We start from the raw sequence: 12,675 nt of genomic DNA on the forward strand, positions 1-12,675 counted from the left end.
CGCAGGAGGACAATCAATGAAAAAAGAAACAAAGAAACCAGTAAAAAGTTCTGAACTGACCGCTGGATGGCGTCTTACCATGAAAGATATCCCTGAAAAAGACCGACCCTACGAAAAATGTGAGAGGGAGGGAGTTGGGGCACTGACGGACGCCGAGCTTTTAGCGATCCTTATCCGGACCGGAAACCGGCAGGAGTCGGCACTTTCCCTGGCAACCCGGATTCTGGCGCAGGTGCAGCCGCCGGGAATTTTAGGGCTTTTGCATCTGACTCTTCCAGAACTGATGGAGCAGAAAGGAATCGGCAGGGTCAAGGGAATCGAACTTTTGTGTGTGGGAGAACTGTCACAGCGGATCTGGCGCACCTTGACGCTTTCAGAAGCGCCTGCTTTTACGGCGCCGGAGGCGATCGCCGCTTTTTATATGGAGGAAATGCGTCACAAAGAGCAGGAAGAGATGCACCTGATGATCCTCAATACGAAGCAGAGGCTGATTCGGGATATCCTGCTGTTTCGGGGAACCTTCAATCACTCTCCGGCGTCTCCGAGGGAGATATTTATCGAGGCGCTGCGCTATCATGCAGCCAGCATCGTTTTAGTACATAATCATCCGAGCGGGGATCCTACCCCCAGTGCGGAGGATCGGCGGACGACCGTCCGGATTCAGGAGGCGGGCGCTATGCTGGGAATCCGGCTTTTGGATCATGTGATTATCGGCGAACAAGCCTATTTTAGTTTCAAAGAACGGGGAATACTATCATTATGAAAAACAGCAAGTATATTCTGGCAGGTATGTCAGCCTTCTGTCTTGTGCTGATTACAGCAACGTCTATCAAATCAAGCTTTCTGATGCCGCTTCGGACGGGTGTCGGTTTTGTTCTGGTACCGCTGCAGTCAGGCGTCAACGCGATCGGCACAGGTCTCTACAATGCGCTTGAAAATTTTTCCTCCCTGCGGGAGGCGCAGGAGGAGAACAAAAATCTCCAGATGCGTCTGGATCAGATGGTGGAAGAGAACAACCGCTTGCAGTCGGAGCTTTACGAGTTAGACCGTCTCAGAGAGCTGTATCAGCTTGATCAGGAATATATGCAGTATAAAAAAATAGCCGCCCGTGTCATTGCAAAGGACTCTGGAAACTGGTTTCAGGTATTCCGGATCGACAAGGGAGCGGACGATGGCATCCAGGAAGATATGAACGTCATGGCAGGCGGCGGACTGGTCGGTATTGTAACCGATGTCGGGGCAAACTATGCAACTGTCCGCGCGATCATCGATGACGACAGCAACGTCAGCGGCATGTCCCTGCGGACTGGCGATACCTGTAATGTATCCGGCAACCTGACGCTTTACCAGGATGGACGGCTGGGACTTGACCATATCAAGAAAGAGGCAGATATCCAGGAGGGCGACAAGATCGTGACCTCCAACATCAGTGATATTTTCCTGCCGGGCATTCTCATCGGTTATGCCTCCGGGCTGACGACCGATGCCAACAACGTAACAAAATCCGGTACAATCATTCCAGTTGCAGATTTTGATAACCTGCAGGAGGTACTGGTAATCACCCAGCTGAAAAATGGGGATGGAGGCGACAATAATGCGGAAGCTGCTGATTAACCTTGTCATGCTGATTCTGGCATTCACGATCCAGATCTGCGTGTTCCCACAGATCGCCTTCTTATCTTCGGCTCCGAACCTGCTGCTGATTGTGGTGTTTGTGTGCAGCTTCATCGAGGGGCGCGAGCGGGGGATGTTCTACGGGCTGGTGGCAGGTCTTTTTATGGATCTGTTTTACAGTGGACCATTTGGCTTTTATACACTGTTTTTCATCAATCTGGGGTATGTCAGTGGAATCTGCAACAAGTATTATTATGAAGACTACATCACGCTGCCGCTGCTTTTGAGCCTGGCAAGTGATTTAATCTATAACCTGTACATCTATGTATTCCGGTTCCTGATACGGAATCGTCTGAATTTTGGGCATTATCTGGTCTCCATCATTATCCCGGAGATCATATTTACCACGGTTACGACGCTTGTCGTATACCGGTTTTTCCTTTTTATCAACCGGAAACTGAAAGAATGGGAACAAAGGAGAGATTCGAACATTGTTTGATGACCTGAAAGAATATCTGCGAGAATGGTTCAAAAAAGTGATTACCTCCCGGCTTTTTGTCCTGGCGGTTGTGTTCTGCCTGATGTCGTCCGCATTGGTGATGCGGTTGTTCAACCTGCAGATCATCAAGGGCGAAGAGTATCAGGATGCATATACAGCGATGACGGAAAAAGTCATAAAGACTGCCAGCACGCGGGGTAATATCTACGATCGGAACGGCAATGTGCTGGCGTACAACGAACTGGCATACGACGTTACCATACAGGATACCGGTGCGTACAAGACGGATGCACAGTGGAACACGATGCTCTACGATCTGGTATCGATCTTGAATAAACACGGTGAGAGCGCACAGACCAGTTTAGAGCTTACGCTCGATCACGATGGAAATGTCGTGTATACCTCCGAGACACAGTCCGGACGCAAGCGATTCCTGCGTGATTATTATGGTCTTAAAAATGTGGATGAGATGGACGATTCAGATGGAAAATACCCGTCCGACATTTCAGCGCCAGATCTGCTGGAGCGGATGAAAAAGGAGTACCACCTGACACTCGGTGACGATAAGAACCGGGACGGGCGCCCGCTTGACAAAGACGGCAATCCGATCGATGTTTCGGATGAGGTGGCGCTGCAGATCGTCGGTATCCGCTACACGATGCGTTTTACCGCGTTCCAGAAGTACGAATCTACAACGATCGCGACGGATATCAGCGATGAGACCGTTGCAGACATTTTAGAGCACGCAGCCGATCTGGTGGGCGTCAATATACAGGAATCGACGATCCGTGTGTACAATGAAAGCATCTACTTTGCGCCGATCATTGGATATACGGGAAAAGTAACGAGCGAACGTCTGGAGGAGTTAAAGACGGTCAACGATGACTATGAGTTAAATGATGTCGTAGGCCGTACCGGTATCGAATCCTCGATGGAGCTGGAATTAAAGGGTAAGAAAGGTTCCCAGACGGCATATGTAGATAACGTCGGAAGAATCCTAAGCGTGACCGGGGAAGTCGCACCAGTGGCAGGCAACGATATCTGGCTGACCCTCGATCTGAACCTTCAGAAGGGTATTTACCACATTCTGGAGAAGCAGCTGGCGGGCGTCTTGTTAAAGACGATTGTCAACCAGGATGAGAAAGATATCGCTTATATCGATTCTTCCAGTATTAAGATACCGATCAAGAAGGCATACTTCCAGCTGATCAACAACAACGTCCTCTCGATTGACAATTTTGCTTCCGAAGAGGCATCCGATGTGGAACAGCAGATTTATCAGAAGTACGAGAGCTCACGCGTGCGGATTGAACAGGAACTGCGGGGCGAACTGCAGTCTGAAAATGCAACGCCGATGAACGCGCTGTCAGAGGAAATGCAGGCATATATGCAGTATATCTATTCGTATCTTTCTTCCAGCAACAAGGCGATTGTCCAGCGTGATGCGATTGATACGTCCAGTGACATGTATCAGGCGTGGAAGAACGGTACGATCAGTCTGCGGGAATACTTATATTATGGAATTGCCAACAACTGGATCGATACGACGAAGCTGGACATCCAGAGCCGGTATTCGAATGCGGACGATGTCTTCACGGCACTGCTGGACGACTGTTTCCGCGATCTGGAACAGGATCCGGCATTCGAGAAACTGATTTATCAGTATTTAATCAATAACAATGTTGTGACTGGGCGCGAGCTCTGTATGGCGCTCTATTCCCAGAATGTGCTTGCATACGATGAGAATGAGGTCAACCTGCTGCGTGTCAGCGGGGAAGAATATGCGTACCAGTTCCTGATGAATAAGATCCGCAATATTGAGATCACACCGGCGCAGCTGGCACTTGACCCGTGTACGGCGAGCTGTGTCGTGACGAGCGCGAAGACTGGCGAGGTGCTGGCACTGGTATCTTATCCAAGCTATGACAACAACCGGATTTCGGACAGCACCTATTTTGCCCAGCTAAATGCCGATCAGTCGCTGCCGCTGCGAAACAATGCGACGCAGACGCTGAAAGCACCAGGCTCCACCTTCAAGCCGATCACGGCGATTGCAGGTCTGGAAGAGGGGGCAATCACGCTTTCTGATATGATTAACTGTACCGGTATTTATGAGGAAGTCAGCAATCCGATCCGATGCTGGAAATATCCGGGCTTCCACGGACCGTTAAATGTCGTGGGAGGCATCGAAAATTCCTGTAACTATTTCTTCTCGGAGGTGGCGCACCGCCTGTCCACAGAGGCAGATGGAAGCTACAAACCGGAGAAAGGTCTGGAGACGCTGAAAAAATACGCGACCATGTTCGGTTTGGACCGGACTTCGGGCATTGAAATCTCGGAGGCGACGCCGTCTATCAGTGATACCGATCCGGAGCGTTCCAGTATGGGACAGGGTACGCACCAGTTTGCGAGCGTGCAGCTTGCCCGCTATGTGACGGCGCTTGCCAATCGCGGCACGGTCTATGATCTGAGCTTGATTGATAAGGAGACGGATTCCCAGGGTAATCTGGTCAAGGATTATTCGCCGGCTGTGGCGTCAACCCTTGATTTCCAGACAAGCACCTGGGATGCAGTCCAACAAGGTATGCGCCAGGTAGTTACCAACAGTTCGACCAAGCGCGTGTTTGATGGTCTGGACGTACACGTGGCCGGTAAGACCGGTACGGCGCAGGAGTCCCAAAAACGGGGCAACCACGCGTTCTTTATTTCGTTTGCACCGTATGAGAATCCGGAAATTTCGGTGACGGTCAGTATCCCGAATGGATATTCTTCTTCGAATGCAGCGATGGTGGCAAAACACGTATATCGTTATTTCTATGGCTATGCGAGTCTGGATGATATCCTGAATTCAGGAGCATTGGATGCGTCCAATGAACGAATCAATGGAGATTAAGAGGTGATGGAACTATGAAAAGTTCCGTAGTAATAAAGGGATGTAAGTCCGGTATGACGGTAATTCTGAATCCGGACACCCCCTTTGAACAGTTACTGGAGGATGTAGGGAAAAAGTTTAAAGAAAGTGAAAAATTCTGGGGATCCGCCCAGATGACGCTGACCCTGGAGGGGAGAGAACTGACCCCAATCGAGGAACTGCAGGTGACGGATGCGATTACCGCCAATTCCCAGATAGAGATTCTCTGTCTGCTGGATACTGACGCTAACCGCATCGCCCGCTGTGAAAAGGCGCTGACCGAGCGGCTGATGGAGCTGACTGCCCGGACGGGACAATTCTATAAGGGTAATTTATCCCGGGGCGATCTGCTGGAATCCGATGCGAGCATCGTGATCATCGGGGATGTGGAGCGCGGCGCGCGTGTCAGCGCACGGGGCAATATCGTCGTCCTCGGCACGCTGGCGGGTTCCGCCCATGCTGGGGCGGCGGGAAGTGAGGACGCGGTGATCACCGCGCTGGAAATGTCGCCGATGCACCTTCGGATTGCTGATCTGACAGCCAAAACGCGCAGCCAGGGTAAAAAGATGGGGCGCGGACCGATGATTGCATCGGTATCCGATGGAAACATTGACGTAGAATCGGTCAAAAAAAGTTTTTTAGATTATTTTCATTTTATTTAGCGTATTTAATGGATTTAAGACTGGAATTATTCTACTTTTTAGAGTAGAATAAAATGGTAAAACAGAATACAGGAGGATGTTCCTATGAGCGAAGTTATCGTTATTACTTCCGGAAAAGGAGGCGTCGGCAAAACGACAACCTCAGCGAACGTCGGCACCGGGCTTGCCATGCTCGGCAAACGGGTGGTTCTCATCGACACTGATATCGGTCTGAGAAACCTGGATGTCGTCATGGGACTGGAAAACCGGATTATCTACAATCTGGTCGATGTGATCGAGGGAAACTGCCGGATGAAGCAGGCGCTGATTCGAGACAAAAGATATCCTGACCTGTTCTTATTACCTTCCGCCCAGACGCGGGACAAGTCGTCCGTGAGTCCGGGGCAGATGATAAAATTAGTAGAAGACTTAAGAGAAGAGTTTGATTACATACTGCTTGACTGTCCCGCCGGGATTGAGCAGGGCTTTCGCAATGCGATCGCCGGGGCGGACCGGGCGCTGATTGTCACGACACCGGAGGTATCCGCGATAAGGGATGCTGACCGGATCATCGGACTTTTAGAAGCATCCGGGGTCGGGCGTATGGACCTGATCATCAACCGGATCCGGAGCGATATGGTGCGCCGGGGCGATATGATGTCGGTGGATGATGTGATGGATATTCTGTCTGTCCCTGTGATTGGCACAGTCCCGGACGATGAGGATATCGTTATATCCACGAATCAGGGCGAACCGCTGGTCGGCATGAATGGATATGCCGGGCAGGCATATTTAAACATATGCAAACGAATACTTGGAGAATCGGTACCATTTATACAGCTTGATGCGTCTCCGGGCTTCTGGTCCCGGATATCCGGCTTCCTCAAACGTGCATAGGAGGGGACGCTATGATTCTGATTGCAGAGCTGTTTACGAAAAAGAATTCCGGCGAGATAGCCAGAAAGCGTTTAAAACACCTTCTGACTGCCGATCGGGCGGGTTGTTCGCCGGAACTTCTGGATCTGATTCGCGCAGATTTCCTGAGGAGCGTGTCACGTTATCTGGAGATTGATCCGGGGGATGTGACACTCCGGATTCTGAGGACATCCTCAGAACAGCCGGCGGAGGTATTCCCGGCGGTCTGTGCGTCGGTACCGGTTCTTACTTTAAGGAGCCATTTACAGCATGATATTCGATTACCAATTTAGAAATTACAACTTTCGAGCCCTCATTTATATGATTCTGCTGAGTGTTCTCGGCATTTTGGTTGTCGGGAGCGCCAGCAATCAGGACCGTTCCTCTGTGATAAAACAGATTATCGGAGTGGTTGTATCCCTGATTATCTGTCTGGTTCTGTCTTTGATTGATTACCATCAGTATTTCCGATTTACCACGCTTATCTATGTGGTCTGTGCCGGAATGCTGGCGGCAGTTCTTTTGTTTGGACGTACCACCAAGGGCGCGACCCGCTGGCTGCGGATCGGCGGGATTCAGATCCAGCCGTCCGAGTTTGTAAAGATCGGTCTGATCCTCATCCTGGCGAATTTTCTTTCCAGAAACCGGGATAAAATCAATGAGCCAAAGACATTGGGGATGACGGCGCTTATCTGTGTCCTTCCGGTCGGCATGGTATATTTACAGCCGAACCTTTCCACCACCATCGTCATCTGCTTCATGATTCTGTGCATGGTTTATGTAGCCGGTATCAGTTACAAATGGATTGCCGGTGCGGTGGCGGTCGGGGTACCTGGATTTGCGGCGCTTATCTATCTGTCGCTGCAGGGATTCATCCCGTTTCTCCAGAAATACCAGGCACAGCGTATCATGGGAAAGATTTTCCACAGCAGCAGTGAATTTACGGATCTGAACCGTCAGCAGGATAACTCCATGATGGCGATCGGCTCCGGGCAGCTGCGCGGCAAGGGACTTTTTAACAACACATTAAGCTCCGTCAAGAATGGAAATTTCCTCTCGGAGGAACAGACGGACTTTATCTTCGCTGTTATCGGAGAGGAGCTTGGGTTTGTCGGCGGCGTGGCGGTCATTGCCCTCTATGCGCTGCTGGTGTATGAGTGCCTCTGGATTGCAGCGCGCGCAAAGGACACAGCTGGACGTCTGATTGCATCGGGCATGGCGGCGCTTCTGGCGTTCCAGAGTTTTGCCAACATTGCGGTAGCCACGGGAATCTTCCCGAACACGGGTCTTCCGCTTCCTTTCATAAGCTCCGGACTTAGTTCGCTGCTCAGTATGTTTATCGGAATGGGAGTTGTTCTCAATGTTGGATTGCAACGAAATAACGTAACCGTTCAGTAAGTACATGCATGGACTGTGAAGCTGCATGGAAATTGAATTTTATGGTTATGAAAAATAGGAATCATTAAGGAGGCAGGTATAGATGTATATCGGGTTAATCGCACATGATGCGAAGAAAAAACTGATGCAGAACTTCTGTATCGCATATCGCGGCATCCTGAGCAAGCATGAACTCTATGCGACAGGAACGACAGGCCGCCTGATTGAGGAGGTTACGAATCTGACCCTCCATAAATATCTGCCGGGTCATCTGGGAGGTTCCCAGCAGCTCGGCGCACAGATCGAACACAATCAGATCGATCTGCTGATTTTCCTGCGCGATCCGTTGGCACCGAAGCCGCATGAGCCAGATGTTAATGATGTTGTCCGCCTCTGTGATATTCACAATATCCCGATGGCGACAAACCTGGCGACGGCAGAGCTTCTCGTTAAGGCGCTTGACCGCGGCGATATGGAATGGCGGGAGATGTACAAATGAGAAAACAGACAATCGGACTTGCGGGCGCACTGATGCTTTGCGGTATCGGCATGCTGACCGGCTGTGGTGCCCGCGGTCTGGAACAGGCATATTCATTTCAAGAACGGGAAGCGCAGATGACGCCAGCGGCAGGTGCCGGGCTGGCGCCCTTTTTTGCGTCTTCTCTCTGCGTACCGGAATCTGCAGACGGCGATATTGCTCCAGATGATGCGGTGACGGCGCAGGCGGGCGCATTGTTTGATGTGACCGACTCCAGCGTTATATATGGTAAGAACATCTATGACCAGATGTACCCGGCGAGCATCACGAAGGTAATGACGGCGATCATCGCGATCGAGGAAGGCAATCTTTCCGATGCGGTGACGGCAAATGATGACGTCGTGATCCGCGAGGCAGGCGCTTCGATGGCAGGCATCAAGCCGGGCGATACCTTTACGCTGGAGCAGCTCTTATACGGACTGATGATTCCGTCCGGCAACGATGCAGCCAATGCGATTGCGGATCATATCGCCGGAAGCACGGATGCGTTTGTGGAGAAGATGAATGCGAAAGCGAAGGAACTCGGTGCGACCCACACGCATTTTGTCAATGCAAATGGTCTGCACAGCACCGACCACTATACAACGGCATATGATCTCTACCTGATTTTCAACGAGGCGCTTAAACTGCCGCTGTTTTGTGAGATCATCAACGCGCAGTCTTATACAGCTGATTATACCGATGCAAATGGAGCCGCAAAACAGCAGGTCTGGAAGGTTGGCAACTGGTATCTGAAGGGAGACCGCGAGGCACCGGAGGGAGTGACTGTCTTAGGCGGCAAAACCGGCACCACACAGGCGGCTGGCTACTGCCTGATCATGGCGAGCGATGGGGACGATGGCAAGGAATATATATCGGTTGTGCTAAAATCTGCAAATCGTCCGTCACTTTATGACAATATGACGGAAATTTTGACTAAAATTTCAAATAAGTGATTGCAATATTTATAAATTTATACTATAATTATTTATACAATAAAAGATTTTACATACAACTTAAATAAACTCAAGGAGGAGATTGTTATGGTTCAGATCATCGCAGGAGCAAAGGGAAAAGGAAAAACTAAATATTTACTCGATATGGCGAACACGGCTGTCAAAGAAGCCAAGGGTTCCGTTGTCTATCTGGATAAGAGTTCCAAACATATGTATGAGTTGAATAACCAGATTCGCCTTATCAATGTACAGGAATATCCGATTGATACCAGCGATGGATTTATCGGATTTATTTGTGGTATTATCTGCCAGGATCACGATCTGGAGCAGATGTATCTTGACAGCTTCCTGAAACTTGCCTGCCTCGAGGGAGCGGATATTGAAGAGACCTACAAGACGCTGGAGACCATCAGTGAGAAATATCATGTAAAATTCGTTTTAAGCATATCCATGAATGCAGCCGATCTTCCAGAGTGCGCGAAAGAAAGTGTTGTAGTATCTTTATAAGAGATTCAAAATGAATGAAACCGCAGCTGTCAGCGCAGGGCGGAGACAGGAGACTGTCCGATTCATCTGAAAAAGGAGAATTGGATGGTCTCTTTTTTTTACTAATTTTCTAGTTTGGGCTCAAAACCATCTTTCCACATTTTCATTGAAATGCTTCTTTTGCAGGTACCACCTTTGGAAAAAAATAGATATGCTTTTACATTTTTTTCAAAATTATAAGTATTTCCTATCATGCATATGAAACTTTTTGTATTGGATAAAAAAATTACAAAATATACTGAAAAATAATTGTAAAATTTCGATTTATACGGTATAATGACACGTGTCGGGAGACAAAAGATTCCGATGCGTCTATTTGTGAGACAGATACAAAAGTATGCGGAAATCATTTAAAAGACAGGAAGGAAAATACTATGAATGCAGAATTCTACCAGGGGAACCGACAGCGGCTGTATGACAGCCTTCCGGATCACACCCTGCTTCTCCTGTTTTCCGGTTCTTCCATCCGAAAAACAGCCGATGAAAATTATCCGTTTTATGCCGATCGGAGTTTTCTCTATCTGACCGGCATCGGGCAGGAACACACAGTCCTGATGACAGAGAAGGACGGAGAAGAGGTACAGGAAACACTTTACATACTTCCGCCGGATATGCTGGCCGAGCGGTGGACCGGGAAACGGTTCACACCGGAGGAGGCCAGGGCGCGATCTGGGGCCGCGCAGATCGCATCGAGCGGCGAGTGGGAAAACCGTCTGAAACTTCTGATGCGGAGCGGACGGTTTGAGCGTATTGCGATGGATCTGTATCGGCACGATCCGGAGGATGCAGATACCGAGAGTATCCGGATGGCACGGAAACTTAGAAAGTGGTACCCGGCAGCCACACTCACGGATATTTCCCGTCAGATACGCCGCCAGCGCACCATCAAGCAGCCGTGTGAGATCGAGGCGATGCGGGAGGCAGTCAAGATTACAAGGGACGGCATTCTGGCGATGATGAAGGCATCAAAGCCGGGAATGTACGAATACCAGTATAAAGCCGAATTCGACTACGCACTGGCGCAGCACGGATGCCTTGCACCGGCATTTCCGAGTATCATTTCCGCGGGAGCCAATAATTTCTGTATTCACTATTATGAGTACACAGGGCAGGCGAAGGACGGCGATATGATTCTCAACGACGTAGGCGCCCAGTACGACCACCTCTTCAATGATGTATCGCGCGGCTGGCCGTGCAACGGAAAGTTTTCCGAACGGCAGCGACTTCTTTACACATGTGCATACCGGACTTCGCAGCATATGTTCTCCATCATTCGGCCGGGGATGAAGATGGCAGACGTGGACCGGCTGGCGAGGGAATACAATTTCGAACAGCTCAAAGCGATCGGCTTATGTGACCGGTATGAGGACGTCGGCAGATATATCTGGCACGGCGGCGCCCACCATGTTGGCTGGGACACACACGATCTGGTTGATGTGGATATTGTAGAGCCGGGTATGGTTTTCTGCGTGGATATCGGCATCTACTGCGAGGAATGGGGCATCGGCTTCCGCCTCGAGGATAACTGCCTGGTAACGGAGGATAGCTGTGAGAATCTGACAGCATCCATCCCCAGAACGATAGAGGAAATAGAATCAGTGATGGGAGGAGAGTAAGAATGGAACAGTTACTTGCGTATATGCAGAAAGAGCACCTGGATGGCATGTTCATCAGCCGTCCGGTCAATGTAAAGTATGTCAGCCATTATACCGGCGAAGATTCCTGGCTTTTTATCACGGAGCAGGAAAAATTCTTTCTGACAGATCCGCGCTACACCGAGCAGGTTTCCTATGAGTGCCCGGATTACACGATTTTGAACTGGAGAGACACCTACGGTTCCATCGGAAAGGCACTTGCCTACGCGGCGGAAAAGGTTGGGGCAAAGACGATCGGCTTTGAAGCAGCCCACCTGACCGTTGAACAGTACCAGAACCTCCAGTCGGAGGTAAAAGCAGAGCTGGTACCAGCGGACGGCATCATCGAGGAGTTTCGCTCCATCAAGAAGCCGGAAGAGATTGAGTGCCTGCGTATCTCCTGTGACATTGCTTCAAGGGCATATGAGAAGATTCAGAAGGATATCCGGGTCGGCATTACCGAGAAAGAGCTGGCGGCGCGTTTAAGCCTTTATATGGTTCTGGAGGGCGCGGATACACAGCCATACGGCAATATCCTCATCTCCGGTGCGAGAACATCCCTGCTTCATGGAATTCCGTCCCAGAAGGCGATTGAATACGGCGATCTGGTCCTGATGGATTATGGATGCCAGTATCATGGTTATTTATCTGATATGACGCGTACCCTGGTAGTCGGACGCGCAACGCCGAAGCAGAAGGAAGTATACAAGATTGAGCAGCAGATGGTCGCTGCGGTGGAAGGATTCTTAAAAGATGGGGTTTCGGCATCGGATGCATATTATGAATCCACGAAGATCATCGAGGGGACCGAGTATTTTCCATATCACTACACAGGAATCGGACACGGCGTCGGCATGTTTGTCCATGAGATTCCATTTATGAGCCCTGTTTCTAAAAATATCGTGCATGCCAATAATGTCATGACCGTGGAACCGGGTATCTATATTCCAGGATGGGGCGGTATCCGCATTGAGGATCAGCTTCTCATCACGGAGACAGGCAATGAAAATCTGATCAGCGCCACCAAGGAGCTGATTGAGCTTTAATAAAAGAGAACAAGGAGGA

At 49.9% G+C, this 12,675-nt stretch carries 13 protein-coding genes; all 13 read left to right on the forward strand.

The annotated features are described in order from the left end of the window. Positions 1 to 16: 16 nt before the first annotated feature. The 13 genes from radC (at position 17) to PG862_RS03245 (ending at position 12,656) form a co-directional block, all read left to right on the forward strand. Positions 17 to 763 (forward strand): RadC family protein, encoded by a 747-nt coding sequence (gene radC, locus PG862_RS03185; RefSeq protein ID WP_270706468.1) that lies wholly within the window; start codon positions 17 to 19, stop codon positions 761 to 763. Continuing rightward, the gene (gene mreC, locus PG862_RS03190) at positions 760 to 1,614 is read left to right on the forward strand and encodes a rod shape-determining protein MreC (protein WP_106999850.1); all 855 of its coding nucleotides are present in this window, start codon (positions 760 to 762) and stop codon (positions 1,612 to 1,614) included. The genes radC and mreC overlap by 4 nt, the downstream gene beginning before the upstream one ends. After that, on the forward strand, positions 1,595 to 2,113 hold the full coding sequence (gene mreD / locus PG862_RS03195; RefSeq protein WP_022359512.1) for a rod shape-determining protein MreD: 519 nt from the start codon (positions 1,595 to 1,597) through the stop codon (positions 2,111 to 2,113). Before mreC ends, mreD begins: the two co-directional genes overlap by 20 nt. Next, positions 2,106 to 5,006, forward strand: coding sequence for a penicillin-binding transpeptidase domain-containing protein (locus tag PG862_RS03200; RefSeq protein ID WP_270706469.1), 2,901 nt, complete (start codon positions 2,106 to 2,108; stop codon positions 5,004 to 5,006). The genes mreD and PG862_RS03200 overlap by 8 nt, the downstream gene beginning before the upstream one ends. Before the next feature lie 14 nt (positions 5,007 to 5,020). Beyond that, a complete protein-coding gene (locus PG862_RS03205; protein WP_118522581.1) occupies positions 5,021 to 5,686 on the forward strand; it encodes a septum site-determining protein MinC in 666 nt (221 codons plus the stop codon). A gap of 84 nt (positions 5,687 to 5,770) precedes the next feature. Further along, entirely contained in the window at positions 5,771 to 6,562 is a 792-nt protein-coding gene (minD, locus tag PG862_RS03210; protein WP_022359515.1) for a septum site-determining protein MinD, read from the forward strand. A gap of 11 nt (positions 6,563 to 6,573) precedes the next feature. Then, positions 6,574 to 6,873 (forward strand): cell division topological specificity factor MinE, encoded by a 300-nt coding sequence (locus PG862_RS03215; protein WP_022359516.1) that lies wholly within the window; start codon positions 6,574 to 6,576, stop codon positions 6,871 to 6,873. Positions 6,874 to 6,901: 28 nt separating this feature from the next. Further along, positions 6,902 to 7,978: an FtsW/RodA/SpoVE family cell cycle protein gene (locus PG862_RS03220; RefSeq protein WP_338108838.1), complete on the forward strand. Its 1,077-nt coding sequence runs from the start codon at positions 6,902 to 6,904 to the stop codon at positions 7,976 to 7,978. An 82-nt stretch (positions 7,979 to 8,060) separates the two neighbouring features. Then, on the forward strand, positions 8,061 to 8,456 hold the full coding sequence (locus PG862_RS03225; protein WP_022359519.1) for a methylglyoxal synthase: 396 nt from the start codon (positions 8,061 to 8,063) through the stop codon (positions 8,454 to 8,456). Next, on the forward strand, positions 8,453 to 9,430 hold the full coding sequence (locus PG862_RS03230; protein WP_182431289.1) for a D-alanyl-D-alanine carboxypeptidase family protein: 978 nt from the start codon (positions 8,453 to 8,455) through the stop codon (positions 9,428 to 9,430). The genes PG862_RS03225 and PG862_RS03230 overlap by 4 nt, the downstream gene beginning before the upstream one ends. Positions 9,431 to 9,517: 87 nt before the next feature. Continuing rightward, positions 9,518 to 9,937 carry a hypothetical protein gene (locus PG862_RS03235; RefSeq protein WP_022359521.1) on the forward strand — a complete coding sequence of 140 codons (420 nt, stop codon included), beginning with the start codon at positions 9,518 to 9,520 and terminating at the stop codon, positions 9,935 to 9,937. A 413-nt stretch (positions 9,938 to 10,350) separates the two neighbouring features. Then, entirely contained in the window at positions 10,351 to 11,592 is a 1,242-nt protein-coding gene (locus PG862_RS03240) for an aminopeptidase P N-terminal domain-containing protein (RefSeq protein ID WP_270706471.1), read from the forward strand. A gap of 2 nt (positions 11,593 to 11,594) precedes the next feature. Beyond that, the gene (locus tag PG862_RS03245) at positions 11,595 to 12,656 is read left to right on the forward strand and encodes a M24 family metallopeptidase (RefSeq protein WP_118467664.1); all 1,062 of its coding nucleotides are present in this window, start codon (positions 11,595 to 11,597) and stop codon (positions 12,654 to 12,656) included. Positions 12,657 to 12,675 lie beyond the last annotated feature (19 nt).

The organism is Clostridium fessum, from assembly GCF_027698965.1.
Lineage (GTDB): Bacteria > Bacillota > Clostridia > Lachnospirales > Lachnospiraceae > Otoolea > Otoolea fessa.

Bases quoted from the DNA above. Each gene is read 5' to 3' on its own strand.
- radC (WP_270706468.1), top strand. From the start codon at position 17: ATGAAAAAAGAAACAAAGAAACCAGTAAAAAGTTCTGAACTGACCGCT.
- mreC (WP_106999850.1), top strand. From the start codon at position 760: ATGAAAAACAGCAAGTATATTCTGGCAGGTATGTCAGCCTTCTGTCTT.
- mreD (WP_022359512.1), top strand. From the start codon at position 1,595: ATGCGGAAGCTGCTGATTAACCTTGTCATGCTGATTCTGGCATTCACG.
- PG862_RS03205 (WP_118522581.1), top strand. From the start codon at position 5,021: ATGAAAAGTTCCGTAGTAATAAAGGGATGTAAGTCCGGTATGACGGTA.
- minD (WP_022359515.1), top strand. From the start codon at position 5,771: ATGAGCGAAGTTATCGTTATTACTTCCGGAAAAGGAGGCGTCGGCAAA.
- PG862_RS03215 (WP_022359516.1), top strand. From the start codon at position 6,574: ATGATTCTGATTGCAGAGCTGTTTACGAAAAAGAATTCCGGCGAGATA.
- PG862_RS03220 (WP_338108838.1), top strand. From the start codon at position 6,902: ATGATTCTGCTGAGTGTTCTCGGCATTTTGGTTGTCGGGAGCGCCAGC.
- PG862_RS03225 (WP_022359519.1), top strand. From the start codon at position 8,061: ATGTATATCGGGTTAATCGCACATGATGCGAAGAAAAAACTGATGCAG.
- PG862_RS03230 (WP_182431289.1), top strand. From the start codon at position 8,453: ATGAGAAAACAGACAATCGGACTTGCGGGCGCACTGATGCTTTGCGGT.
- PG862_RS03235 (WP_022359521.1), top strand. From the start codon at position 9,518: ATGGTTCAGATCATCGCAGGAGCAAAGGGAAAAGGAAAAACTAAATAT.
- PG862_RS03240 (WP_270706471.1), top strand. From the start codon at position 10,351: ATGAATGCAGAATTCTACCAGGGGAACCGACAGCGGCTGTATGACAGC.
- PG862_RS03245 (WP_118467664.1), top strand. From the start codon at position 11,595: ATGGAACAGTTACTTGCGTATATGCAGAAAGAGCACCTGGATGGCATG.